Here is a 25,419-nt window from a genome sequence, read left to right on the forward strand (position 1 = left end):
ACCGGGGCGCACGACCTGGCGCACACCCTCGACGCCGACGTGGTGGGCGCGGTGGACACCGTGGCCGACCCGGTCGTGGGTGACGTGACCGGTACGGCCGGCGACCCGGGCGCGGTGCTCGGCGGCGCCGACTCCGGGCTGCTCGGCAACGGCGTGCTGGGCGGCGACGGCCTGCTCGGCGGGACGCTCGGCGGCACCCAGGGCCAGGTCGGCGGCCTGGTCGACGGGCTCGGCGTGGACGACACCCTGGGTGGCCTGGGGCTCGGCGACGGGCAGGGCGGCCTGGTCCCGCCGGTCGACGTGCCGTCCACCGTGGGCGGCGTGACGCAGCAGGTCGACGGCCTGCTCGGCGGTGTGACCGGCACGGTGGGCAGCGTGACCGGTGACGTGACCGGCGGTGTTACCGGCGACGCCGGGGTCCACGGCGACGCTTCGGCGTCGGCCGGCGGCGGCCTGCTGGGTGTCACCGACGGTCTGCTCTGACCGGATTCCGGTGGAGCGGGAAGGCCGGACCGCCCTGGGCGGTCCGGCCTTTTCCCGGATCCCTCTTGATAATTGACCTGAAATCCGCACACTTGGTGCGGTGATGGCGGGGATCTGGCTGGACGTGCTCGACGAGATCGCCCGTACGTGCCGGGAGCACGGGCGCGGCGACCTGCTCCAGACGGTCCGTGAGAAGCGCGCCCAACTGCTCGATCCGACACTGCGGGTGCTGGTCTTGGGCGAGCCCAACCAGGGCAAGAGCCAACTGGTCAACGCCATCGTCAACGCCCCGGTCTGTCCGGTCGGCGACGGCCGCACCACCGTGCTGCCGACCGTGGTGCGGCACGCCGGGGCCGCCGCCGCCGCGGTGGTCCAGGGGCCACCGTCCACTCCGGGTCGGCCCGGTGGCGGCACCGGGACCCTGGAGCGGACCGCGCTCCCGCTGGACCAGATCCCCGCCGGCGTGGCCGGCACCCTGCGCCGGGCCGGCGGCGGCCCGGCGTACGTCGAGATCGGACTGCCCCGCGCGCTGCTCGGCGCGGGTCTGGTGCTGGTGGACATGCCCGGCGCCGACGAGGTGGCCGCCCTCGGCGGTGCCGCCCCGGCGGCCGCGCTGAACCGCGCGGACGCCGTGCTGCTGGTCTCCGACTCGACCCGGGAACTCTCCGTCGCCGAGCTGAACGTGCTGCTGCACCTCACCCGGTCGCACCCCAACGTGGTGGTGGTGCAGACCAAGACCGACCTGGCGCCGGACTGGCGGGCGGTGGCCGAGCGCAACCGGAAGCACCTCGCCGAGGCCGGCGTGCCGGCGGCGCTGATCTGCGTGTCGGCGGCGCTGCGGCTGCGCGCCGCGGCCGGTGACGACCGGGTCCTCAACGCCGAGTCGGGCTTCCCCGTGCTGATCGCGCGACTCCAGCGGGACCTGGCCGGCAAGGCCGACGTGCTGGCCCGGGCCTCGGTAAGCCTGGTCGCCCGTACGGTGGTGGAGCAGCTCGCCGCGCCGCTGCGGGCCGAACTGGAGAGCCAGCAGGCCGAGCAGGAGTCCGGCCCGATGTCCCGGCTGCACGCGGCCCAGCGCGAGGTCGACGAGCTGCGCCGGTGCTCCACCCGATGGCAGAACACGCTCGCCGACGAGATGGCCGACCTGCTCTCCGACATCGAGTACGACCTGCGCGACCGGACCCGGGAGATCCTGCGGATGGTCGACGAGGCGTTCGACACGGCCGACCCGCTGGTGGCCTGGGAGACCTTCGAGGAGTGGCTGCGGCTCAGCCTGGTCGAGGCGGCCGAGGCGAATCACGAGTGGCTGGTGCAGCGCTGCGACTGGGTCGCCCGGCGGGTGGCCGGCAACTTCGCCCGGTACGGCTACGACGTGCTGCCGCCATGGTCGATGACGGTGCCGGAGGACCTCGGTGACCGGATGCCGAGCATGGAACGGCCGAACATCGACCGGTTCACCGCGGGCCAGAAGGTCTTCACCGGCATGAAGGGCTCGTACGGCGGCCTGCTGATGTTCGGCCTGGCGATGACGCTGGCCGGAATGCCGATGATCAACCCGGTGTCGATCGGCGCCGGCGCGCTGTTCGGCGGCAAGAGCATCCGGGACGAGAGCCGCCAGCTGCTGCGCCGCCGCCAGTCGACCGTCAAGACCGCGATCCAGCGCCACGTCGACGACTTCTTCGTCCGGACGACCAGGGACTGCCGGGACACCGCCCGGCAGGTGCAGCGGATGCTGCGGGACCACTTCAGCGCGCTGACCGAGGAGTTGCAGGAGGCCATCATCCAGTCGCTGCGTACCGCCAAGGCGGCCGCGGACACCGACGCGGCGGCGCGCGACCAGCGCCAGCGCGAGATCCGGCTGAAGATGACCCGGTTGGCCGCGCTCTACGAGCAGGCCCAGCAGCTGACCGGCGCCCGGCCCGCGCCGGCGACGCTGGAGCCCCGGGCATGACCGTCGGCCTCCGGCTGGACGAGGCGGTGTGGGGCCTGCTGCACCGCGCCGTGGAGCTCTACCGGGACCACCCCCGGGCCAGCGCCCACCTGCGCCACCAGTTGGCCCGGCTGGAGCAGCCACTGCGCATCGCGATCGCCGGGCCGTGGCGGTCCGGCCGGTCGACCGTGCTGAACGCGCTGATGGGCGAGGAGGTCGCGCCGGTCGAGGGGACCGACGGCAGCGGCGTCTTCACCTGGTACGAGGACGGGGCGCAGCCGGCGGCCACCGCGTACTCGACCAGCCACCCGCCGCAGGAGCTGGCGGTGGCCAAGTCGGCGACCGGAATGCGGGTGGACCTGGTCGGCTGGCGGGCCGGCGAGCTGCGCGACATCGTGGTGCGGTGGCCGACCCGGGCACTGCGGCAGGTCACGCTGATCGACACGCCGCCGGTCGCCGGCCCGGACGAGCACGGCCGGTCCCCGGTGCTGGACCGGGTGCTGCGCGACGCGGACGCCGTGCTCTACCTGACCCGCGACGGCCGGGGCAGCGACCTGCGGGTGCTGGAGTCGGTGCGGGAGAGCGCGGTCGGGCAGGCCGCCCCGGTGCACGTGGTCCTGGTGCTGTCCCGGGCCGACGAGACCGGGGGCGGGCGGATCGACGCGCTGCTCACCGCCCGGCAGCTCGCCCGCCGGCAGCACCGCGACCCGCGGGTCGCCGCGGTCAGTTTGAACGTGGTGGCGTGCAGCGGGCTGCTCGGGCTGGCCGGCCGGGTGCTCGGCGAGTCGGACTACGCGGCGCTCGCCCAGTTGGCCCAGGCGCCCCGTGCGGAGCTGGAGGCGTACCTGCTCTCGGCCGACCGCTTCCTCCGGGGCGAGCTGCCGGTCCCGCTGGACGCCGAGGTGCGCGCCGCCCTGCTGGACCGGCTGGGCCTCTTCGGGGTGCGGCTGGCCACCACCCTGGTACGCACCGGCTGCGACAGCCGGGTCGCGCTCTCCGCCGAGCTGATCCGGCGCAGCGGCCTGGCCGAGCTGCGCGAGTCGGTGAACCGGTTCTTCGTCGACCGGCGGGACACCCTCAAGGCACGCTCGGCGCTGGCCGCCGTGGAGGCGCTGGCGCGGGCCGAGCCCGGTCCGGGCAGCGCCGAGCTGCTCGGCACGGTCGAGCAGATCCTCGCCGGTGCGCACGAGTTCCAGGAGCTGCGGCTGCTCGCCGCGCTGCGCGACACCCGGCTCGGCTTCGACGCCGACCTGGCCGAGGAGGCGCGGCGGCTGGTGGGCGGCGACGGGATCGGGCTGGCGGCCCGGCTCGGCGTCGAGCACGACGCGACCGTGCAGCGGCTCTGGGAGGTCGCCGCCGACGCGCAGTGGCGCTGGCGGGAGCGCGCGGAGGACCCGCTGCTGCGGCTGGCGCAGCGGCGCGGCGCGCAGGTCGTCGTGCGCAGCTGCGAGGGGATGCTCGCCGAACTGGCCGAGGGCGGGCGTTGACCGGTCGCCGCCCGGTCAGGCCGGGTTGACCGCGATCGCGCCGTCGACGGTACGCAGGATCAGGCGCAGCACCTCGTGCCGGGAGGCCCCGGTCTCGGCGAGGTACGCCCAGCCCGCGTAGAGCTGCGACCAGACCAGGCTCTGCAACCAGTCCGCCGGCAGCTCCGGGTCGACGGTGCCGTCGCGGTGGCCGCGCTCGACCATCGCGATGAACTCGGGATCGCACCCGGCCGACCCCCCGGCGGCCGGGTCGACGCAGAGTTCGGGCTCGGTGAACATGAGCGAGAGCAGGCTGCCCAGGTCGAAGTACTCCTGGCAGAGGCGGCGGATCGCGGAGGCGCCGGTGCCCTCGCCGATGCGGGCCTGCGCCGTGGCGCGGTTGAGCCGCGCGACGGCCTCGGCGCCCACCGCGGCGAGCAGGTCGGAGCGCTCGGCGAAGTAGCGGTGCAGGGTGGTGCGGCCCACCTCGGCGGCGGTGGCGATGTCGCCGAGCGACGCGGCCGGGTTGCGCCCGAGCAGCTCGATCGCCGCGTCGACGATCGCCTGCCGGGTCCGCGCCCGGCTGCCGGACACCTGCACGTCGGTCACGCCGCGAGGATAGCAACACGCCAGGTCGGAATACAGCTTGACTGTATTGGAACATTGTTGTTCCACTTAGGCCATGGCATCCTCCAGTCCCGACGTGGCCCTACCCCGGCTCCGCACGCTCGCGTCGTTCCTCACCCCGCACAAGCGGACGATGCTCCTCGGCCTGCTGCTGGGCCTCGCCGCGAACGCGGCCGGGCTCGCCACGCCGATGGTCACCAAGTGGGTCCTCGACACCCTCGGCGCGGGGCAGTCGATGGCCCGCCCGATCGGGGTCCTGCTGGTGCTCGTCGTCGTCGGCGCGGCGATCACGCTGTGCCAGTGGCGGCTGCTCGGCACGCTGGCCGAGCACATCGTGCTGGACGCGCGGGCCGCGATCGTCCGGCGCTACTTCCGGGCCCGCGTCGGCGACCTGCAGCGCCGGCCAACCGGCGAGCTGGTCACCCGGGTCACCTCCGACACGCAACTGCTGCGGGAGGCGTCCGGCAGCATCGTCGGCCTGGTCAACGCGGGCATCGCCCTGCTCGGCACGCTCGTGCTGATGGGGGTGCTGGACCTGTTCCTGCTGGGCTGCACCATCGTGGCCGTGATCGTGGTCGCGGCGATCATGGGCGCGCTGATGCCCCGGATCGCGGCGGCCGAGGCCGCCGCGCAGGAGTCGATGGGACAGCTCGGCGGGGCGCTGGAGGGGGCGCTGCGCGCGATCCGCACGGTCAAGGCCAGCCGCGCCGAGGCGCGGTTGGGTGAGCGCATCGTCGCCGACGCGCGCCAGGCGGCGGCGCACAGCGTCCGATCGGCGCGGGTCACCGCCACGGTCTGGACGATCGCCTGGACCGGCATCCAACTGGCGGTCATCGCCATCCTGGGCATCGGCGCCTGGCGCGCCCAGCGCGACCTGCTGGAGATCTCCAGCCTGATCGCCTTCCTGCTGTACGCGTTCCAGCTGATGGGGCCGATCACCGAACTGACCCAGAACACCACCGCCCTGCAGGCCGGCGTGGCCGCGGCCGGGCGGATCCGCGAGATCGAGGCCATCGACACCGAGCCGGCGGCGCCGGTGGCCGCCCCGGCCCAGCAGGTCGCAGCGGCCGACGCGGAGCAGCCGGTGCTGGTCTTCCGGGACGTCACCGCCCGGTACGGCCCGGACGCACCGCCGGCGGTACGCGGCGTCGACCTGACCATCCCGCGGCGCGGGCACACCGCGATCGTGGGGCCGTCGGGCGCGGGCAAGACCACCCTCTTCTCGCTCATCCTGCGCTTCCTCGAACCCGAGCACGGGCAACTGCTGCTCGACGGCCGCCCGTACGCCAGCTACCGCCACGACGAGGTGCGCGCCCGACTGGCGTACGTCGAGCAGGAGACGCCGGTCGTGCCCGGCACCATCCGGGACAACCTGCGGTTCACCCACCCGGACGCCACCGAGGCGGAGCTCCGGGAGGTGCTGCGCGCGGTCCGGCTGGACGAGAAGGTCGACTCGCTCCCCGACGGCCTGGACACGTCGCTCTCCTCGACCGAGGTCTCCGGCGGGCAGCGGCAGCGCATCGCGCTGGCCCGGGCCATGCTGCGCACCCCCGAGGTGCTGCTGCTCGACGAGGCGACCGCCCAGGTCGACGGGCTGACCGAGGCGGCCCTGCACGAGTGCGTCCGGCGGCGCGCGGCGGCCGGCGCGGTGGTCACCATCGCGCACCGGCTCTCCACCGTGCTCGACGCCGACCGGATCGTGGTGATGGAGGACGGCCGGATCCGGGCCCAGGGCACCCACCCCGAACTGCTCGCCGGCGACGACCTCTACCGCCGGCTGGTCGAGGCGCTGCGCATCGCGGCCGAGCAGCGCGGCGGCGCGGTGGCCGTACGCTGACCCGCGCCGGCCACCGACCGGCCGCGTCAGCTCGTGATATGAGCCAGATGATATAGAGCAATCTCGATTCTGCCCGCGTAGGTTGACGCTGACCCGTTCGATCGGGCCGGCGTCGGGGCCGAGGGCGACCAGCGGCCGCGGCACGGGCCGGGTCGGCAGGTCACCGGCACCATCCGCGCCGCCCACTGCTTCCGGCGGGCGGGACGCGGCTGGGCACCGGACCCCGCTCCCGTCCGCGGCGCAACCCCCACGAACCCGCGCCGCGGCCGCCCTCAAGGAGGCCACGGATGAGACGAAGCTTCGCCGCCGCGGCAGCAGCGATCCTGCTGCCCGTCGGCGCCCTCACGATCGCGGCGCCACCGGCCGCCGCGGCACCGGTGGACGTACCCGCCACGAGCGCCGCGGCGCCGCCCGCCGCCGCGTCGTCGGAGATGTTCGCCGCGCTGCAGCGGGACCTCGGCCTCACCGCCGCCCAGGCCCGCACCCGCATCGCCCGGGACGAGAAGGGCAGCCGTACGGACGCCGCGCTGCGCCGGTCGCTCGGCGCGGCGTACGCCGGCGGCTGGCTGACCGCCGACGCGCTCGTGGTGGCGGTCACCAGCGAAGCCGCGGCGGACCGGGTCCGGGCCGCCGGCGCCCGGCCGAAGGTCGTCGAGCGCGGCGGCGCGGAACTCGACCGGATCAAGTCGACGCTGGACCGGCACGCCGCGAAGGCGCCCGCCGCCTCGGTCCCCGGCTGGTACGTCGACGTCACCACCAACAGCGTGGTGGTGCTCGCCCGCGGCGACGCCCGCGCGGCCGCCGCGTTCGTGCGGGCCAGCCGGGTCGACGCGTCCGCCGTCCGCGTGGTGGCCACCACCGAGGCCCCACGCACCTACTACGACGTGCGCGGCGGCGACGCCTACTACATGGGCGGGCGCTGCTCGGTCGGCTTCTCGGTCACCGGCGGGTTCGTCACCGCCGGCCATTGCGGCACCGTCGGCACCGCGACCCAGGGCTACAACCAGGTCGCGCAGGGCAGCTTCCGCGGGTCGTCCTTCCCGGGCAACGACTACGCCTGGGTGCAAACCAACACCAACTGGACCCCGCAGCCGTGGGTGAACAACTACTCCGGCGGCAACGTCACCGTGGCCGGCTCCACGGAGGCGGCGGTCGGCGCGGCGATCTGCCGCTCCGGCTCGACCACCGGCTGGCGGTGCGGCTCGGTCCAGGCCAAGAACCAGACCGTCAACTACGCCGAGGGATCGGTCAGCGGCCTGACCCGCACCAACGCCTGCGCGGAGCCCGGCGACTCGGGTGGCTCGTGGCTCTCCGGCCAGCAGGCGCAGGGCGTCACCTCCGGTGGATCCGGCAACTGCACCACCGGCGGGACGACCTACTTCCAGCCGGTCAACGAGATCCTCTCGGCGTACGGCCTGACGCTGCGCACCAGCGGTGGCGGTGAGCCGCCGCCGCCGACCGGCTGCACCGGGTACGAGGCGACCTACACCGGCTCGATCTCGGCGGGCCAGAGCCGATACCAGCCGAACGGCAGCTACTACTACTCGTCGGTCTCCGGCACCCACCGCGGCTGCCTGGACGGGCCGACCGGGGTCGACTTCGACCTCTACCTGCAGAAGTGGAACGGCTCCAGCTGGGTGGACGTGGCGGGGTCGTACACCGCCGGCCCGGACGAGTCGCTGAGCTACACCGGCACCGCGGGCTACTACCGCTTCGAGGTGCACGCCTACAGCGGCTCGGGCAGCTACTCGATGGGCATCACCAACCCGTGATCCCGACCGGCGCGGCCGCCGACGGCGGTCGCACCGGGGCGGGGACGCGGTGACGGCGGGGTGCGGAGGGGAGTCCGCACCCCGCGTCAGCGCGTGGTGGACGAATCGCCGCCGCCTCCGCTCTTGGTGGACCGGACCGGCACCGCGTCCGCCCGCCGGGTGCTCAGCCGGGCGGCGTGCCGTGGGCGAACCCGCCGCGGATAGACGGCGCCGGCCGGGTGCGGTAGACCTCCACGCCGACGGCGAGGTCCTGCCAGGGCATGCCGGTGCCCTTGAACAGCCGCGGTCCACCGGCGGGCAGCCGGAGGCGGCCGGTCACCAGGTGGTGCAGCGGGATCACCTCGTCCTCCCGCAGCACCCCGGCGGTCAGTGGGATGACCACGTCACCCGCCTCCCGCAGGGTGCTGGCCCGCGACTCGACCACGACGTGCGAGCGGGCGACGAGCGTGTCGTCCACCTCCCGGGCGTCCGGCGAGTGCGAGCCGATGGCCACGACCACCGCGTCCGCCCGGACCAGCGCGCCGTCGAAGAGCGGCGTGGCGGCGCTGGTGCAGCAGCAGATCACGTCGGCCCGGGTCACCGCCTCGGTGGCCGAGCCCGGGTCGCGGACCTCCACCCGGACGCCCGTACCGGCCAGCCGCGCGGCGAGCCGGTCCCGCCGGGCGGTGGCGCGGGCGACCAGGGTCACCTCGGCGACGTCGTGCAGCGCCAGCAGCGCCTCGGCGTGGCCGAGCGCCTGCGGGCCGGCCCCGAACACGGTGAGCCGAAACGGCTCGCCGGCGGGCGGCAGCAGGTGCCGCACCGCGAGCGCGGACATCGCCGGGGTGCGCAGGTTCGTCAGCGCGGCGCCGTCGATCAGCGCCGCCGGGCGTTGTTCCGATCCGGCGAAGAGCAGGAAGGCGCCCTGGATGAGCGGCCGGCCGCGGTCCGGATTGCCGGGGGTGCTGGTGAGCAGCTTGCAGCCGGTGTACCCGTCCCTGGTCGCCGGCATGACCAGCAGTTCGCCGGCCGCCGTGGCCAGCCGCGAGCGGGGCGCCTGCCGTTCCGGGTCGAGGCCCTCGGACAGCGCCGCCTCCAGGGCGTCCACCGCCGCCCGGACGGGGGTCGCCGCGACCTCGGCCGCGGCGATGAGGCGCATCCCGGCGAAGGTGGCGACGGTCGGCGCGGCGAACTCGGACACGGGCGGCTCCGGGGTGGACGGCTGGCGGGACACCCCGAGGCTAGTGCGCGGGCCGGGGTGGCACCCGGCCGGCGGGAGGTCCCGCGGGTGGGGGTCGAAGGTCCCGTCGACTGTGGTCCGCCGGCACTGCTCGTGGCCCGCCGGAACCGGTGGAATTGAGTCGTAGACAAGAAGTGAGAGGAGCAGGCGCCATGACCGCCATCGCAGAGCGTCCGACCATCGACCGCACCGCGACCGCCGCCCCCCGGGCGACCGCCGTCCCGGCCGAGACCGCGCGGGAGAGGGCCACCCGGTACGCTCTCGCCGGCCTGCGCCTCGCGCTGGGCTGGACCTTCCTCTGGGCGTTCCTCGACAAGCTGTTCGGCCTGGGCCACTCGACCGACGCCGCCAAGGCCTGGATCAACGGCGGCAGCCCCACCGCGGGCTTCCTCGGCAACGCGGTGGCCGGCCCGTTCGCCGACCTCTACCGGTCGTTCGCGGGAGCCGCCTGGGCCGACTGGCTCTTCATGACCGGTCTCGCGGCCATCGGTACCGCGCTCCTGCTCGGCATCGGCACGCGGATCGCCGCCGCGGCCGGTGCCCTGCTCCTGGTCATGATGTGGACGGCCGTCCTGCCCCCGGAGAACAACCCCTTCATGGACGACCACCTCGTCTACGCCGGTGTCCTCGCGGTCCTGGCCCTCACCGCCGCCGGGAAGACCCTCGGCCTCGGCCGGTACTGGAGCCGACTGCGGATCGTCCGGCGGCTGCCCTTCCTGAAGTGACGACGCCCCGACGGGGGCGGCACCCGGCCGGGTGCCGCCCCCGCGGCGTACCGGCGCCGGCGGCCCGGACCCGATCCAGGTGCCGGCGCCGGCGTCAGACCGGGACGACGGCGAGCCGGGGACCGGCGGGCGGCGCGGTACCGGCCAGGCTCAGCAGGGTGTGCCCGGTGACGTCGTCGACCAGGGCGACCCGCACCGCGGCGGGCTCCGGGTCGGCCAGCGGCACGGCGAACACCGCGGTCACCGGGCGGCCCTGGTAGCGGGCGGCGTGCGCGACGAAGCGCCAGTCGCCGTCGTCCCAGTGCTCCCGTACGTCGGAGCGGAGCAGCGCCGCCACCCGGCGGTAGGCCTCGCTGAGCTGGAGCTGCTGCACGGTGGCGAGCAGCGGCACCCCGGAGCCGCCGCGCAGCGGATGGGTCAGCCGGGCGCGCAGCCGGCGCAGCGGCAGCAGCCAGGCGGCGTCCAGCTCCGGCGAGAGCGCCACCACCGCGGCCAGTTCGGCGAGCAGTACCGCGGCGCCGGCCATCGGCCGTGCCGCCAGCGCGCCCGCCCAGCCCGTCCCGGCCAGGCCGGCCAGGCCGCCCGCCGCCACCAGCAGTCCGGCCCGGGCCAGGCTGCGACCGGAGACCGGGATGGCGCGGGCGCTCAGGCACCCGCAGGAGGAGGCCGGCGCGGCCCGGCGGGCGTAGCCGAGGTAGCCGAGGAAGCCGACGGCCAGCGCGGTCGCGGCGACCGCCTCCAGCCGCAGCACCGGCGGCAGCAGGAGCAGCCCGCCGAGAATCAGCTCGACGCCGCCGAGCAGGCGGTACGCCGGCAGCGCCCGGCGCTCCCCGAGCAGCCGGACCAGCGCCGACCGGTGGGCGGCCGCGGCGGCGTGCCGGCTGAACAGTTTGACGCGGGCGGACCAGATCAGCACGGCGCCGACGACCAGCGGTTGCAGCGCCGCGATCATGTCGATCATGGGTTCTCCCATCAGGTGGTCCGGTGGGCGGCGCCCCGGGCGGCCCCGTACCGCCCGGGGTGCCGCGCGGATCAGGCGGCGGCGTAGACGGTGGCGATGTCGATCTCGTTGGTGTCCGGATGCCAGGCGCCGAGCACCTGGACGTGCCGGCCGACCCGCAGCAGCGACATGTCGCTCACCGCCGGCGTGCCGTTGTAGACCGCGGCGGAGCGGTCCGGCACCACGTGCGCGACGATCCGTTGGCCCTTGTGGTCCAGGTGCAGCACGTTGCGGCCGACCGCGGCGATGTGCCCGTGCAGGTTGACGATGTTGACCCAGACGGCGTCCGCGGCGAGCGTGCCGTCGGGCAGGCGGACGCCACGGGCGTAGAGCCCGTCACCGACGGCCACCCGGTCGAACGTGGTCGGGTGCAGCTTCCAGATGCTCGTGCCGTCGGTGATCCGGATCGAGTGCAGCACGGTGTCCGAACCGGTGACCAGCAGCATGCTGCCGGAGATCTTGCTGATCCGGCCCTCGGCGAAGTTGGGGTCCGGCGCGCCGGGCTCCACGGCGGAGGCCTCGGCGGCGAAGGCGGCCTCGGGGGCGAGCGAGCCGAGCGCGGTGGCGCCGACCACGCCGCCGAGCGCGGCGGTGGCGAGCAGCCGCCGACGGTCCAGGGTCTGGTGCATGGTGGTGCCCTCCGTTCAGACGGTGTCGACCGAGCAGGGCCGCAGCCCGGCGGAGAGACTGGCGATCGCGCTGTACGCCGCGGGCGTCAGGTCGATGATCCGGTTGCTGCCGCAGGCCGAGCCGCAGCAGGTCCGCTCGCCACAGAACAGGTCGGTCTGCGGGCCGCAGTCGGCGATCGTGGTGCCGATCCGGGCGCCGTTGCAGAGGTTGGTGGTGTAGTGCCGGAAGCCGCAGCCGCGGCGGCTCATCCCGCTGATCCCGCAGGCGTGCGGGCGGGTGATGGCCAGGCACGCGTCCGAGGTGTTCGGCCAGGCGTGCTGGTAGTTGCCGGATCTGCAGGTGCCGCAGGCGCCGCCGCCGGCCGAGCCGCAGGGACCCCAGGCGCTGCCGCAGCAGAACCACGACACCTCACCTCGCAGAGCTGCCATGGGTACCTCCCTCCAGGGACGTGATCGAAAACGATCAGTGTCTATATAGACGCTGATTGTTGTGTCATAAATCACCAAAGTCAACGGTGGAGTGGAAGCTTTCCTACAGAGCGGGTGATGGGCGGATTCGGACCCGACCCGGTGACGCGCTCATGCATGCGGCAACCACAGGCTCGGCCGTCAACCTCGGCCGGTCCTCACCGCGAGCGCCGGCGGCCGGTCACCCGGACGCCCGCCCCGGCACGCCGGTCAGCGGTCGAGGACGGTCAGGTCCAGCGCGGCGAGCCGGTCCGGGTCGGAGAGCACGTCGATGGCGACGATCCGGCCGTCGGTGACGGTGAAACCCATGACCGACAGCGGCCGGCCGTTGGCCACCACCACGACCCCGGCGGCCCCGTTGACCAGCGCCGGTCGGGCGAACGGGGAGAGTCGCCCGAAGGTGACCGCCTGGCCGGCCACCGCCCGGGCGCCGGTGACGACGACCGTCCGGTGGGTGCGGGCGGCCCCGCCGTCGGCGCGCAGCACCACCTCGGGATCGAGCACGGCGACGAGCGCGGCGAAGTCGCCGTCGCGGGCGGCGGCGAAGAACGCGTCGACCACCGCCCGCTGCCGGGCGAGGTCGGGGTCGGGCGCCGGCGCCTGCCCCCGGACCCGGCGGCGGGCGCGGCTGGCGAGCTGGCGGGCGGCGGCCGGTGACCGGTCGACCATCGGCGCGATCTCCTCGAAGGGCACCGCGAACATGTCGTGCAGCACGAACGCGAGCCGCTCGGCCGGCGTCAGCGTCTCCAGCACCACCAGCAGCGCCAGCCCGACCGAGTCGGCCAGCACCGCCTGCTGCTCCGGGTCGAGACCGGAATCCGGGCTGATCACCGGATCCGGCACCCGCACGTCGAGCGGCTCCTCCCGCCGCGCCCCGCGTGAGCGGAGCATGTTCAGGCACACCCGGGCCACCACCGTGGTCAGCCACCCCGCGGGATTCTCCACGCTGCCGGCGTCGGCGCGGCTGACCCGCAACCAGGCCTCCTGGACGGCGTCGTCGGCCTCGCTCACCGAACCGAGCATCCGGTAGGCCACCGCACGCAGCCGCGTCCGGTGCTCCTCGAACCACTCCGTCAGCCACTCGCGCTCGTCCACCTGTCACACGCCTTCCTCGCGGGGTCGTACCGGTAGGACCCGCCACGGTGGGGCGATGTGACCGGCGGTCGGCCTCGGGTAGGGCTGGCCATACCCGGAAGGTACGCCCAGACGGCTGGGGTGGGCGCCCGCGCCCCGATTAGCGTCTGCCGCATGACACCGCCTGAACCGCCGCACCTGGCCGAGGCGCTGCGCCGCCCCCACTACCTGCTCTCCTGGTGGCCGTGGCGCGCGCTGGCCTATCTGCTGACCACCGTGCCGATCGCCGGCACCCTCGCCGTCGGGCTGCTTGTCGTCGGGGCGCCGCTGCTGGCGGCCGTCAACGCGGTGCGGCAGGGCCGCCCGGTCGAGCTTCCGCTCGTGCTGTTCCTGACCGTCGGCAGCCTGGTCGTCCTGGCCCTAGCGCCGATCGTGAGCATCCCGGTGAGCGCCGTCGAGCGGTGGCGGCTGGGCGTCGTCGACGCGCGACCGCTGCCCGAGGCGCGCCGCCCCGGCCTGGCCGGCCGCTACACCACCGCCGCGGCCTGGCGCGAGGTGGCGTACACCTGCTGGCTGGGCAGCGTGGTGCCGCTCGCGTACTGGGTGTTCGCGCTGGTCACGGCCCTGGATCTGACGCTGGTGGCGAGTCCCTGGCTGGCCGGTGACGCCGACGAGGTCATCGTGGTCTGGACCACTGTGGACACGCCTCGCCAGGCCGTCCCGTACGCGATCCTGGGCGTCCTGCTCGTCCCGGCGCTCTGGTACCTGGCGGGGGCGCTCGCCGCCGGCCAGGCCGCGGTGGCCCGGTGGCTGCTCGGCCGCCCCGACGACGGGGCGGCCCTGCGCGAGGTGGCCCGGTCGCGGACCCGCCTGGTCGACGCGTACGAGGCGGAGCGGCGCCGCATCGAGCGGGACGTGCACGACGGCGCGCAGACCCGGCTCACCAGCCTCACCCTGCACCTAGGCCTGGCCCGCCTGGACGTGCCGGCGGACTCCCCCGCGGCCCGGCCGCTGGCCGTCGCGCACGACCAGGCCAAGGATCTGATGGTCATGCTGCGACAGATCGTGCACGGGATCCGCCCGCAGAGCCTCACCGACCTCGGCCTGGCCGGCGCGGTCCGGGAACTGGCGGCCGAGGCCACCATCCCGGTCACCGTCCACGCCGACCTCGGGCGGCCACTGCCGGAGACCGTCGAGACGACCGCCTACTTCGTCGTCTCGGAGTCGCTCGGCAACGTGGCCCGGCACGCCGAGGCCACCCGGGCCGAGGGTGAGGCTCACCCGCACCGGCGACCGACTCGTGGTGGAGATCCACGACGAAGGGCGTGGCGGGGCCGACCCGGTGCGCGGCACCGGCCTGACCGGCCTCTCCGACCGGGTCGCCGCGGCCGGTGGCCGGTTGCTGCTGGCCAGCCCGCCGGGCGGCCCTACCCTGGTGCGGGTGGAGCTGCCGTGCCGGTGACCCGGGTCGTGCTCGCCGAGGACGAGGTTCTGCTGCGCGAGGGGCTCGTCGCCCTGCTGACCCGGTTCGGCTTCGAGGTCGTCGCCGCGGTCGGCTCGGCGCCGGCGCTGCTGGAGGCGGCGCGTAGGCACGCGCCGGATCTGGTGGTCACCGACATCCGGATGCCGCCGGACCACCGCGACGACGGTCTGCGCACGGCGGTCGCCCTGCGCGCCGAGCGGCCGGGGCTCGCGGTCGTGGTGCTCAGCCAGCACGTGCAGGCCGAGTACGCCGCCGCGCTGCTCGACAGCGGCGACGGTCGACGGGTCGGCTACCTGCTCAAGGACCGCGTGGCCGAGGTGGCCGAGTTCGTCGACAACCTCCGCACCGTGGTCGCCGGAGGCACGGTCGTCGACCCCGACGTGGTACGGCGACTGCTGCACCGCCCGCGCGACCCGCTCGCCGCGCTGTCGCCGCGGGAGCGGGAGGTGCTGATGCTGGTCGCCGAGGGCCGGTCCAACGCGGCGATCGCCGCACGGCTGCACGTCACCGAGGCGGCGATCGGCAAGCACGTCGGGAACATCCTGACCAAGCTCGGCCTGCTGCCCAGCGACGACACCAACCGGCGGGTGCTGGCGGTGCTCACCTACCTACGCGCCGACCCGGTCCACTGAGCCGTGCCGCCGGGCCGGTGGGTCAGCCGGCCGGGGTCGCGTCCCCCACGCCGAAGAGGGTGTCGAGGTGGTCGTCCAGCGCGGTCAACGCCTGCTCCACGGTGTACTGCCCACCGAGCAGGTAGAGGCCCAGCCCCTCCATCAGCGCCAGCACCCCGGCGGCCGCGTCCCGGCGGGACGCCGGGAGGAGACCGGCGACGAACTCCACCAGCTGCCCGGTCTCGTCGCGCATGCCGGCGGCGGCCTCCGGGCGTACCGCGGTGTAGGCCAGGAAGGCCAGGGCGACCCGCCCGTCGGCGCGCGACTCCTCGGTCAGCGGCAGCAGCGAGGTGATCATCGCCCGGAGCAGCTGGCGGGGCGACGGGTCGTCGCCCAGCCGGCTGACCGCGTCGTTGATCCGGGCCTGGCTGCGGTCCCGCACGACGCCCATGGCGAAGGTCATCATCTCGTCCTTGGTGCGGAAGTAGTGCTGCACCATGCCGGGCGAGACCCCGGCCTCGGTGGCCACGTGACGCAGGCTCACCGCCTCCAGCCCCTGCCGGGCGGCGACCCGCATCAACGCGTCGGCGATGAGCGTGCGCCGTTCGTGGCGGTCGACCTTCTTCGGCATGGCCTCATGCTGTCACGGTGCGGCCGTCCCGGTGATCGGCCGCGGCGCCGGCCGGTGCGGGGTCGCCGGCGGCCGGGTCCTCGACGGTCACCGTCCCGGCCGCGGCGTCCACCGTGACCAGCTGTCCGGTGCGGATCCGGCGGGTGGCGTCCGGGACGCAGATGACGGCGGGGATGCCGTACTCGCGGGCCACCGTCGGGCCGTGCGCCATCACCGCGCCGGTCTCGGTGACCAGGGCGGCGGCGGTGAGGAACAGCGGCGTCCAGCCCGGGTCGGTGGTGGGCGCGACCAGGATCTCGCCGGGTTCGACGTGTGCGGTGGCCGGATCGTGGACGACCCGGGCCGGCCCGGTCGCGCGGCCGGCGGCGGCTCCCACGCCGCGCAGGGCACCGTCCGGGGCGGGCGTGGCGGGCAGGACGGCCTCGACGTCGGTGCCGTCGGAGAGGACGGCCACCGGAACGGTCCGCCGGCGCAGTTCCCGCCGGTGCACCGCCCGGCGGGCGGCGACCGTGGGCCGGTGGTCGACCCCGTCGTGCACGGCCGCGTGCGTCTCGTCCAGGGTCAGGAACATGATGTCGTCGGGCTGCGCCAGCAGGTCCTGCTCGGCCAGGTCGGCGCCGATGAGCAGCAGTTGCCGGCGCATCTCCCGCAACCGGTACAGGCCGGCGAACTTGCCCGCCTCCCGCAGGCCGGCCAGCGACCGTGCCCGGCGCAGCAGGAACCCGGCGAGCCGGCCGCGGACCGGCCGGCGGCGGCGGGCCCGCGCGACGATGTCCGCCAGGGCGGCCTCGGCGGTCACCGCGGCCCGGGCGAAGCGCGCGTCGGGCGCCTGCTCCGGGTCGGTGACCCGCAGGTAGTTGGCGATCATGGCGAAGACCGGCGTCGGGTCCTCGTCCCAGCGGGGCACCCCGAGGTCGACCTCGGCGACCGCGCGGTGGCCGTAGCGGTCCAGGAACGCCGCCAGCCCGATGTCCGGCAGCTCCCCCCGGGCGTACCGGACGGCCAGTTCCGGGGGCGGGGTGGTGAGCAGCAGGTCGCGGTGCTCGCCGACGTGTCGGGTCAGCCGCCACAGCGCCAGGTCCATGTCGAGGGTGACGTTGTGCGGCATGCCACCGAGCACGGTGTTGATCTCGTCTCGGCTGGCCACCCCGGCGAGCAGCGTCGGCGGCAGCGCGGCGGCGAGCATGCCGGCGACGATCGGCCAGACGAGGTCGTACGAGCCGGCCGAGGGGTCCTGGGCGCGGACGAACTCGAGCCGCTCCGCGGCGGTGCGCAGCCCGGCGGGCGCGGCCGAGCCGAGCCTGAGCCGCTCGACCTCCTGGAACAACCGGAGCCGGGCGGCGTCCGGCCGGGCCAGCGACCGGGTGACCCCGGTGACGGCGCGCAGGCCGGTCCGCAGGGACGGGGCGGACCCCGCGCGGCGGGTGGCGCCCGGCAGCGGAGCGAACTGCGGATCGGCGAGCACGTGCTCCATCACCGCCTGCGCGCGTGGGCCGAAGTCCACCGCCATCAGCTTGACCAGTCGCTTGCGGGCGGCCCGGTCACGGGCCAGGTCGGTGAGGTCGCCGTACAGGCGGCCGCCGATGTCGGTGATCTCCACCGTGAGCCCGAACGCGGCCAGCATCCCCGCCACCAGCGCCTTCAGGGTGGACATGCCCATCGGGGTCGCGGGTTGCAGCATGCCCTGCACGTGGCCGAACTCCAGGTAGACCCGGGGGGTGGGTTTCCCGGTGTCCGGCGGCAGCGGGAACAGCGTGGTGATCGGCCGTGACTGCAGCAGCCAGAGGACGCCGTCGCGGTCGTACGCCCACTCGACGTCCTGGGGGGTCCCGAAGTGGGCCTGGAGCCGGCGGCCGACCTCGCGCAGCTCGGCCAGCTGGGCGGCGGTCAGCGGCCCCGCGGCGGCGGGCGGCGCGTCGTCGAGGACGTACCGGTCGACGGCGGTGGCGCCGTCGACCACGGCCGTGCCGAGGCCCGGGGCGGCCTCCACCACCTGCTCGGTGCGGCAGCCGGTGAGCGGGTTCGCGGTGAACAGCACCCCGGCGACCGCCGGCTCGACCATGCGTTGCACGACGACGGCCATCCGCACCGACTCATGGTCGATCTGGTGGGCGTCGCGGTAGGCGACGACGCGCGGGTGGTGCAGCGAGTCCCAGCACTGCCGGATCGCGGTCAGCACCTCGGGCAGCCCGGTGACACCGAGCAGGGTGTCCTGCTGGCCGGCGAAGCTGGCGTCCGGGAGGTCCTCCGCGGTCGCGCTGGAGCGCACCGCCACCGGGCCGCCACCGAGCCGCCGGTACGCCTCGGCGACCTCGGCCTCCGGAATCACTCCCTGGCCGTGGGCGACGGTGGTGACGCAGAAGCCATCCGGCACCCGCTCCCCCGAACGGATCAGCTCACCGAGCCCGGCCGCCTTGCCACCGACCAGGTCGACCAGGTCGCCGGTCACCTCGGACAGCGCGATCACCCGCATGCGAACACCTCTTTTGCAGTGCAGTTGCATTGCAAAAGACGCTACCCGTTTCACGATGCAACTGCAATGTGAAATCCGCTGAGAGGTGCTCGGCCCTCGCCACTGAGCGGCGACGCCGTCGGTGCCGGTCAGCCCTGGCGGGCCTTCTGGCGCCGGTCCGCCTTGTTGATCACGAAGATCCGGCCCCTGCGGCGCACCACGATCGAGTTCACCTTCCGCTTCAACCCCCGCACCGAGCTTCTGACCTTCATGGCGGAACACCCCTTCCTGGTCGCCGGATCCCGGGCCCCCGCCGGGACGGCAGCGGATTCGGGAACGGGTGGGCACGCGTCGCGGCGACGGTGGGCGATCACCGACGTACCCCGGCTCGCGTACCCGGCGGCACACCGGTCATTCGTCACCTCGCGGGCGCCGCCGTCCGCCCCGGGGCGAAGCCTGCGCGACGGTGTTCCGCCGGGCCCGGCAGCGGCCGACCGCCGCGGTGGGGGGCTGGCAGGATGGCCGGGTGGACCTCGACTCCGGCGCCGGGCTGCTGCACCGGCTGACCTCGTACCTGCCGAGCCGCGAGTGGAACGTGCCGGTGGACGACCCCCGGGTCCGCCGCGACCTCGTCCCGAACGACCCGGCGACCCTGCCGCCGCCGATGAAGACTTATCCGGACGGTCTTCCCGTCGTGGCGCTGCCGCGCGACCTGCCCGACCCCGGCGTGCCGGCGACCGCCGTCCTCGCCGGCGTCACCTGCCCGGCGCGGCCGCTGGACGCGGCGCAGCTCGGCCGCGTGCTCTTCCTCGGCGCCGGTGTGGTCCGCACCGCCCGCCGCGACGGACGTCCGATCTACTACCGCGCCGCCGGGTCGGCCGGGGCGCGCTTCCCCCTGGAGGTCTACGCGAGCACCCGTGGCGTCGCCGGAATCCCGGACGGCGTGCACTGGTACGACGCGGCGCGGCACGCGCTGGTCCAGGTCGCCCCCGCCGCCGCCGGGACGGTCACCACGCTCGTGGTGACGGGCGTGCCGTGGCGGACCGGTTGGCGCTACGCCGAGCGGGGGTGGCGGCACCTCTACTGGGACGCCGGGACGCTGCTGTCCCAGCTGTCGGCGGCCGCCGCGAGCGCCGGCATCCCGCCGCGGCTGCGTTCGCTCTTCCCGGACGCCGTGCTGCGCGCCCTCGTCGGGGCGGACGGTGTGCACGAGTACCCGCTGGCCCTGCTGTCCCTCGACGCCGGCGAGCCGGCGATCGGACCCACCGGGCCGGCGGCCCCGGGCGAGCTGCCGCCGGTCGAGCTGCCGCTGTGCACCGCCGCGCAGCGCGCGGGCGAGCGGGACGACCTCGGGGCGCCGTGGCCGCAGGCCGCCGCACTACCGGGCTTCCCACCGTCGGACACCCTGGACGAGGTGGTGCGCCGGCGCGGATCGCAGCGGCGGATGGACCGGTCCCGGACGCTGCCGCGCGCCGCACTGGAATGGCCGATGGCCGCCGCCCTGCGCGGCGTGCAGGTGCCGCACTGGGTGGCGGTGCACGGCGTCGACGACGTGGCACCCGGCCTCTACCGGTGGCCCGACCTGGCCCAGCCGCTGCTGGCCGCGCATCTCCGCGACGAGCTGCTGCGGGTCTGCCTGGACCAGTCCCTCGCCGGCGACGCCGCGTACGTGGTCATCGCGGCCACCCCACTGTCGGCGCTCGACGACCGAAGCTACCGCGACGCCCAGCTCGCCGCCGGGCTGGTCGAGGGCCGGCTGCACCTGGCCGCGTACGCCCTTGGCGCGGGCGCGTCGGGGATGACCTTCATCGACTCGGAGGTGCCCGGTCTGCTGGCCGAGCCGGCCGACCTCGCGGCGCTGCTCTTCACCTGCGTGGGAGTCCCGGAGTACCGCTCGCGCGCCGGGGGCCGGCCGGGCGCGCCGGTGGAGATCCGCCCGGTCATGCCCCGCCTCGGCCGGTCCTGACGGACTGTCGGTGGGGGTCGCTACGGTGGCCCGCATGGTCACCGTCGCCGACGTCCGCGCGCTGGCCCGGACGTTGCCCCGCAGCAGCGAGCACGTGATCCGCGACCGGATCAAGTTCCGGGTCGGCGCGATCGTGTACGTCGCGTTCTCCCGCGACGAGCAGACGATGGGCTTCGGCTACCCGAAGGAGCAGCGGGACGGCCTGGTCGCCGCCGAGCCGGAGCTGTTCTTCCTGCCCGGCACCTCCGACCTGCGGTTCAACTGGGTGTGCTGCCACCTCGCCCGCCTCGACCACGACCAGATGACCGAGCTGGTGACGGAGGCGTGGCGGATGGTGGTGCCGAAGTTCCTCGCCCGGCAACGGCTCGGCGACTGAGCCGGGCGAACAGGCGTACGAGGGGCCCTCGTTTGCCGCCGGTCGACACGGGTAGCCACGCTGTCTCCGGCACGGAAGGACGGGGCATGGCTGAGCTGAAGTTCTTCGACAAGGTGGCCGCGCGGGCGGGCGTACCAGCGGAGACGGCGCAATCCCTGACCGAGGCCGCCCTGCAGACCCTCGCGGAGCGGATCAGCGGCGGCGAGGCGGCGGACCTGGCCGACCACGTGGCGGCCGAGCTGCGCCCACTGCTGGTCAAGGGCACGGAGGATCCGGAGGTCTTCGGGTACGACGAGTTCCTGCGCCGGGTGGCGGAGCGCGCCCGGGTGCCGAGCGACGTCGCGGAACGCGGCGTGCGGGCCGTCCTGCAGACCCTCCACCGGGTGGTCGGGCACGCGGAGTTCGAGGAGGCGATGGCGCAACTGCCGGCGGACCTGCGGGCCCTGGCCGAGCCGGTGCCCCGCTCACCGTGACCCGGTCGCGCTCGTCGCGCCAGGGTTCGCGGGCCGGCGCGCGCTGTCACGCCGCGCCGCCGACGGCCCGTGATCGCCCGTCCCGGCCGGGCGCGTGTCCACCCGTCATGGCCGGTGCGGAGGCGGCGTTGGTGTCTCCGGCACCAACGGGTCGCGCAGGGCCCGCCGCAGCTGGCGGGTGCCGAGGGCCTCGACCAGCGCGAAGGCGGTCAGCGCGGCGGCCAGAACGGCCAGCCCCGCCAGGCGGGAGACCCGGGTGCACACCGCGGTCAGGACGACCAGCGTCAGGATCTCGACCACCCGGAGCGGACGGATCTGGTGCATGATCCGCCACCAGAAGAGCTTGTCGCCGAGCAGGAAGACGATCACCCCGCCGTAGAGGGTGAGGTGCGGCATGTCCCACCCGACGGGTCCGGCGAACCGCTCTACCTCGGCCACCGTCTTGCGGAGCCCGAGCGCGACCAGCACGATCCCGATGATCATCACCAGGTGCGCGTACGTGTACGCCTCGAGCGCCAGGCGGCTGCGCTGCCCGTCCTGCAGGCTCTGCACGCCCCGCTGTCCCGCGGTGGCGTCGACGTCGAAGTACGCCCACCAGAGCGCCGCGATCAGCACGAGTCCGAGCACCGCGGCGAGAACCATCATCGTGGAGACGCCACGATTGCTGAGCGAGAGCCCGGTCGAGACGATCGCGCCGCCGAGCGCGACGAGGATGATGAGCCCGAACCGGTCGGCCCAGTGTTCCGCGGAGCGGACCAGCCAGTGCCGGGCGTTCAGCAGGTAGCCACTGCCGAGCTCGATGACGATGGCGGCCACCCAGAGGGCGGCCCGGACGGGCTGGAACGGCACGGTGCCGGACGCCGGCGCGACGACAGCCGCCGTGAACAGCAAGGCGAGTGCGACGGCGGACGGCACCGCGAGCCGCACCAGCTGGCCCCGGAACGCCGGATCGTTGCGGCCGATCATCCAGAACGCGCCGAAGTTCACCGCCCGGACGATGCCGTAGCAGGTCACGAAGACCACCGGCCCGGGCAGCCCGTTGGGCAGGTCGGCGAAGACCACGGGCACGGTGATGGCGATGATCAGGATGGTCGCCGCGGCGCTGAGGAGCATCAGCCGAGCGATGGCGTTCTCCGTTCGGAACGCACTGCCGAGCCAGGCGTAGCAGGCCCAGGACCACCACAGCAGCACCAGCACGCCCAGCCCCTCGATCAGCCCGCGCCAGTTGGGCACCGCGGTCATCAGTTCGGTGACCTCGATGAAGGCGAAGACGAAGACCAGGTCGAGGAAGAGTTCCTTGGGGGTGACGCCGCTGAACCGCTCGGTGACCGGTTCGATCGCCCCGTGCAGCGTCCGGTGCTTGACCCGGAAGACGGTGCGGTCGAGCACCACCAGACTGACCACCGCCGCGGCCAGCAGGCCGAGTTGGACCACCACCGGCGTAAACGCCGCCACCGGGGCCAGCCCGAGCACCAGGACGACGCCGACGATCGGCCCGCGGCCCAGCAGCCGGATCGTCCGGCGTTCGAAGGCGATCAGGCCGACCAGGTAGAGCGCCACCCCGCCGTACAGGCTGACCAGGCCGAGCCCGGACTCGTCCGGCGCCGACTCGAAGGCGAGGCCGTTGAAGGTGTGCTTGAGCCCGAGGGAGAGCAGGATCAGTCCGGCGATCATCGGCAGGTGCAGGAAGGTGTACGCGTCCCGGGCGAGCAGTGCCCGGGCCCGGCCCGACGCGCGCTCCAGCGCGTCCTCGGCGGCGAACCGGGCGATGTCGAAGTACGTCCACCAGAGCACGCCCACCAGCAGCGCGCTGAGCAGCATGCCGGCCACCACTCCCCAGCTGACCGCGGTTGCCGTGCCGACGCCCTGGCCCATTCCGGCCGAGATGATGATCTCGCCGAAGGCCACCAGGATGATCAGGTGGAACCGCTCGGTCCAGTGCTTGACGGAGGAGATCGGCCAGGCGGTCAGGCGCAGCGCCGCCGCCCCGCCGTACTCCACGACGATGGCGAGCAGCAGCAACCAGAAACGGGCCCACTCCCCTGCCGCGGTGCCCTCGCCGAGCGGGCGGGGCACCAGGGCCGCGGCCAGCAGCACCGGCGTGGCGGCGAGCAGGGGCACCCACGACAGCAGGTGCCGGCGTCGGTCGACGGGATTCCGCCACGCGGCGACGGTCGCGACCAGCAGCGCGCCGCACCGGATGACCAGGTAGCAGACCACGAACAGCAGCGGCCCGGGCAGTCCGCCCGGCTTGTCGGCGAACGCCTCCTGCAGGGTCACCCCCATCACCAGGACCACCGCCGCCAGGCTGAACATGACCAGCGGCATGACGCCCCGGTCCACCCGGACGGCGTTGCCGAGCCAGGCGTACGAGATCCAGCAGGACCAGAGCAGGACCAGCAGCAGCGCGCCGTGCAGCACGTTCGCCACGGTGAGATGGGCCGCGCCCATGTTGGTCACGTTGATGAACGCGTAGACGAAGATCAGGTCGAGGAAGAGCTCCAGACGGCTGACCGCGCTGGACTCCCCGACCAGCTGGATCCGGCCGGCCGCCACCTTCGGCCCCTTGTCCGCCACGCCCTCACTCTGCCAAGGCCCGGCAGGGCGGACAGCAGATCCGGAAAGCGCGCCCCCTGGTCGGCGCCCGGCCGCCGACCGCCCGACGATCAGCGCGGTCGTACCGGTCGGTAGCGAACCGGCGACGTGGCGGTCAACTCGCGCCATGGTCAACGGTTTCCGCGACGCGTATCTTTGCGCGTAGGTTTCCACCAGCCGACCAGGGTTCTCGTGATGCTCAAGAACCGGATGCCGCGCGAGGACGGACGCGCTCCCGAGGAGATCCGTCGGCGCAACCTCGCTGCCCTGCTCCGGCACGTCCACCTGCACGGTCCGCTGTCCCGCGCCGCGCTCGGCACGCGGACCGGGCTGAACCGCAGCACCATCATGGCGCTGACCGCGGACCTGGCGTCGGCGGGACTGGTCCGCGAGGCGGGGTTGTCGTCGACCGGCCGGGTGGGCCGGCCCTCGGTGGTGGTCCGGCCGGAATCCGACCGGGTCCACGTGCTGGCCTTCGACGTGGCCGTGGACCGGTTGGCCGCGGCCCGGGTCGGGCTCGGCGGAGCGATCCTGGACCGGCGCGCGGCGGTCCGCTCCCGCGCCGGGGCCGACCTGGACATCGTCGTCGGGGTGCTGGCCGAGTTCGGCCGCGAGTTGCACGACGGGGCACCGGCCGACTCGGTCTGCGTCGGCGTCGGGGCGTCCTACTGCGGGATGATCCGGCCCTCCGACGGAATGGTCCGATTCGGACCGGACATGGGCTGGGTGGATCAGGCCTTCGGCGCCGAGCTGGGCCGCCGGCTCGGCCTCGGCCTACCGGTGCTGGTCGGCAACGAGGCCCACCTGGGCGCCATGGCGGAGAACCAGCGCGGCGCCGGCGTGGGCGTGCGCAACCTGATCTACCTGCACGGCGACGTCGGCGTCGGGGGCGGAATCATCGTCGACGGTGACGTCCTCGACGGCGACGGCGGGTACGGCGCCGAACTCGGGCACATGATGGTGAACCCGTACGACGGCCGGCCCTGCGGGTGCGGCTCGCGTGGCTGCCTGGAGGCCGAGGTCGGCGAGCGGGCCCTGCTCGACGCGGCCGAGCGGCCGGCGGAGCTGATCGGTCGCGACGCGGTCCGCGCCGTCGTCGACGCCGCCGACCGTGGCGATCCGGTGGCCCAGGACGCGCTGCGGCGGATCGGCGACTGGCTGGGCATCGGGGTGGCGAACCTGATCAACCTGTTCAACCCGGGCATGGTCATCTTCGGCGGCATGCTCCGCGACGTGTACCGAGGCTCGGCCGACCAGGTGCGCGCGCGGATCGCGGAGAACGTGCTGCCGGTCTCCCGGGAGCGGGTACGGCTCTCCGTCTCGGCCCTGGGCGACGACGCGACCCTGGTCGGGGCGGCCGAACTGGCCTTCGCCGACCTGCTGGCCGATCCGCTGGCCGGGCACCGGCTCGACTCCGCCGCCGTCGCCGCACCGGTGCCCCGCCGCGCCCGGTAGGACCGGGACCCGCCCGCCGACCAGGCAAGGCCGCGGGGCCGATATCGGATCGCCGCCGGGCGGGTCCGGCCGGTAGGGTGCGCGGCATGAGTGGCTCCGTCGCCCCCACCGGCACCGCGTGCCGGTGCGCCCTGCCGAACGGCGGGG

General features: G+C 74.6%; 20 protein-coding genes and 2 pseudogenes. 12 read left to right on the forward strand and 10 right to left on the reverse strand.

What is annotated here, in order from left to right; translation table 11 throughout:
• The 3 genes and pseudogenes from ACVCAH_RS28270 to ACVCAH_RS28280 all read left to right on the forward strand — a co-directional run.
• Nucleotides 1-483, forward strand: a pseudogene (locus ACVCAH_RS28270) (hypothetical protein); the annotation flags it as partial.
• Between the two features lie 103 nt (nucleotides 484-586).
• The gene (locus ACVCAH_RS28275; protein ID WP_447139324.1) at nucleotides 587-2,434 is read left to right on the forward strand and encodes a dynamin family protein; all 1,848 of its coding nucleotides are present in this window, start codon (nucleotides 587-589) and stop codon (nucleotides 2,432-2,434) included.
• The gene (locus ACVCAH_RS28280) at nucleotides 2,431-3,900 is read left to right on the forward strand and encodes a dynamin family protein (protein WP_447139267.1); all 1,470 of its coding nucleotides are present in this window, start codon (nucleotides 2,431-2,433) and stop codon (nucleotides 3,898-3,900) included. The genes ACVCAH_RS28275 and ACVCAH_RS28280 overlap by 4 nt, the downstream gene beginning before the upstream one ends.
• A gap of 15 nt (nucleotides 3,901-3,915) precedes the next feature.
• Here ACVCAH_RS28280 and ACVCAH_RS28285 read toward each other — a convergent pair whose 3' ends face one another.
• A complete protein-coding gene (locus ACVCAH_RS28285; RefSeq protein ID WP_447139268.1) occupies nucleotides 3,916-4,488 on the reverse strand; it encodes a TetR/AcrR family transcriptional regulator in 573 nt (190 codons plus the stop codon).
• 73 nt (nucleotides 4,489-4,561) lie between these two features.
• Between ACVCAH_RS28285 and ACVCAH_RS28290 the strand changes: the two genes are divergently transcribed.
• Entirely contained in the window at nucleotides 4,562-6,343 is a 1,782-nt protein-coding gene (locus tag ACVCAH_RS28290) for an ABC transporter ATP-binding protein (protein ID WP_447139269.1), read from the forward strand.
• Between the two features lie 287 nt (nucleotides 6,344-6,630).
• Entirely contained in the window at nucleotides 6,631-8,115 is a 1,485-nt protein-coding gene (locus ACVCAH_RS28295; protein ID WP_447139270.1) for a S1 family peptidase, read from the forward strand.
• Nucleotides 8,116-8,278: 163 nt separating this feature from the next.
• Here the strand turns inward: ACVCAH_RS28295 and ACVCAH_RS28300 are convergent, their stop codons facing one another.
• The gene (locus tag ACVCAH_RS28300; protein WP_447139271.1) at nucleotides 8,279-9,295 is read right to left on the reverse strand and encodes an ornithine cyclodeaminase family protein; all 1,017 of its coding nucleotides are present in this window, start codon (nucleotides 9,293-9,295) and stop codon (nucleotides 8,279-8,281) included.
• Nucleotides 9,296-9,486: 191 nt separating this feature from the next.
• Here ACVCAH_RS28300 and ACVCAH_RS28305 point away from each other — a divergent pair, with 191 nt between their 5' ends.
• A complete protein-coding gene (locus tag ACVCAH_RS28305; RefSeq protein ID WP_447139272.1) occupies nucleotides 9,487-10,059 on the forward strand; it encodes a DoxX family membrane protein in 573 nt (190 codons plus the stop codon).
• A gap of 94 nt (nucleotides 10,060-10,153) precedes the next feature.
• On the opposite strand, the gene ACVCAH_RS28310 is transcribed toward ACVCAH_RS28305, so the two are convergent.
• From ACVCAH_RS28310 to sigJ, 4 genes are all read right to left on the reverse strand, one after another.
• Nucleotides 10,154-11,020, reverse strand: a complete 867-nt coding sequence (locus ACVCAH_RS28310; RefSeq protein ID WP_447139273.1) for a MauE/DoxX family redox-associated membrane protein — start codon at nucleotides 11,018-11,020, stop codon at nucleotides 10,154-10,156.
• Nucleotides 11,021-11,091: 71 nt separating this feature from the next.
• Nucleotides 11,092-11,688 (reverse strand): cell wall protein, encoded by a 597-nt coding sequence (locus ACVCAH_RS28315; protein ID WP_447139274.1) that lies wholly within the window; start codon nucleotides 11,686-11,688, stop codon nucleotides 11,092-11,094.
• Nucleotides 11,689-11,703: 15 nt separating this feature from the next.
• Nucleotides 11,704-12,117: a hypothetical protein gene (locus ACVCAH_RS28320; protein WP_447139275.1), complete on the reverse strand. Its 414-nt coding sequence runs from the start codon at nucleotides 12,115-12,117 to the stop codon at nucleotides 11,704-11,706.
• A gap of 249 nt (nucleotides 12,118-12,366) precedes the next feature.
• Nucleotides 12,367-13,251 (reverse strand): RNA polymerase sigma factor SigJ, encoded by an 885-nt coding sequence (gene sigJ / locus ACVCAH_RS28325; protein ID WP_447139276.1) that lies wholly within the window; start codon nucleotides 13,249-13,251, stop codon nucleotides 12,367-12,369.
• Nucleotides 13,252-13,404: 153 nt separating this feature from the next.
• Between sigJ and ACVCAH_RS28330 the strand changes: the two are divergent.
• Together ACVCAH_RS28330 and ACVCAH_RS28335 are read left to right on the forward strand one after the other, a co-directional pair.
• Nucleotides 13,405-14,692 (forward strand): annotated as a pseudogene (locus tag ACVCAH_RS28330) (histidine kinase).
• Nucleotides 14,689-15,345, forward strand: a complete 657-nt coding sequence (locus ACVCAH_RS28335; RefSeq protein WP_447139325.1) for a response regulator transcription factor — start codon at nucleotides 14,689-14,691, stop codon at nucleotides 15,343-15,345. Before ACVCAH_RS28330 ends, ACVCAH_RS28335 begins: the two are co-directional and overlap by 4 nt.
• Nucleotides 15,346-15,367: 22 nt before the next feature.
• Here the strand turns inward: ACVCAH_RS28335 and ACVCAH_RS28340 are convergent, their stop codons facing one another.
• The 3 genes from ACVCAH_RS28340 to ACVCAH_RS28350 all read right to left on the reverse strand — a co-directional run bounded on the left by ACVCAH_RS28340 (nucleotide 15,368) and on the right by ACVCAH_RS28350 (nucleotide 18,679).
• Nucleotides 15,368-15,955 (reverse strand): TetR/AcrR family transcriptional regulator, encoded by a 588-nt coding sequence (locus ACVCAH_RS28340; RefSeq protein WP_447139277.1) that lies wholly within the window; start codon nucleotides 15,953-15,955, stop codon nucleotides 15,368-15,370.
• Nucleotides 15,956-15,959: 4 nt separating this feature from the next.
• Nucleotides 15,960-18,428, reverse strand: a complete 2,469-nt coding sequence (locus ACVCAH_RS28345; protein ID WP_447139278.1) for a PEP/pyruvate-binding domain-containing protein — start codon at nucleotides 18,426-18,428, stop codon at nucleotides 15,960-15,962.
• Between the two features lie 128 nt (nucleotides 18,429-18,556).
• Nucleotides 18,557-18,679 carry a 50S ribosomal protein L36 gene (locus ACVCAH_RS28350; protein ID WP_447139279.1) on the reverse strand — a complete coding sequence of 41 codons (123 nt, stop codon included), beginning with the start codon at nucleotides 18,677-18,679 and terminating at the stop codon, nucleotides 18,557-18,559.
• A 254-nt stretch (nucleotides 18,680-18,933) separates the two neighbouring features.
• Between ACVCAH_RS28350 and ACVCAH_RS28355 the strand changes: the two genes are divergently transcribed.
• From ACVCAH_RS28355 to ACVCAH_RS28365, 3 genes are all read left to right on the forward strand, one after another.
• On the forward strand, nucleotides 18,934-20,373 hold the full coding sequence (locus ACVCAH_RS28355; protein WP_447139280.1) for a hypothetical protein: 1,440 nt from the start codon (nucleotides 18,934-18,936) through the stop codon (nucleotides 20,371-20,373).
• 34 nt (nucleotides 20,374-20,407) lie between these two features.
• Nucleotides 20,408-20,749 (forward strand): MmcQ/YjbR family DNA-binding protein, encoded by a 342-nt coding sequence (locus ACVCAH_RS28360; RefSeq protein ID WP_447139281.1) that lies wholly within the window; start codon nucleotides 20,408-20,410, stop codon nucleotides 20,747-20,749.
• 86 nt (nucleotides 20,750-20,835) lie between these two features.
• Nucleotides 20,836-21,222, forward strand: a complete 387-nt coding sequence (locus ACVCAH_RS28365; protein ID WP_447139282.1) for a DUF2267 domain-containing protein — start codon at nucleotides 20,836-20,838, stop codon at nucleotides 21,220-21,222.
• Nucleotides 21,223-21,327: 105 nt separating this feature from the next.
• Here ACVCAH_RS28365 and ACVCAH_RS28370 read toward each other — a convergent pair whose 3' ends face one another.
• Nucleotides 21,328-23,799, reverse strand: coding sequence for a low temperature requirement protein A (locus ACVCAH_RS28370; protein WP_447139283.1), 2,472 nt, complete (start codon nucleotides 23,797-23,799; stop codon nucleotides 21,328-21,330).
• Nucleotides 23,800-24,012: 213 nt separating this feature from the next.
• On the opposite strand from ACVCAH_RS28370, the gene ACVCAH_RS28375 reads away from it, so the two are divergent.
• The gene (locus ACVCAH_RS28375; protein WP_447139284.1) at nucleotides 24,013-25,272 is read left to right on the forward strand and encodes an ROK family protein; all 1,260 of its coding nucleotides are present in this window, start codon (nucleotides 24,013-24,015) and stop codon (nucleotides 25,270-25,272) included.
• Nucleotides 25,273-25,419 lie beyond the last annotated feature (147 nt).

This window comes from Micromonospora sp. LZ34, from assembly GCF_052981855.1.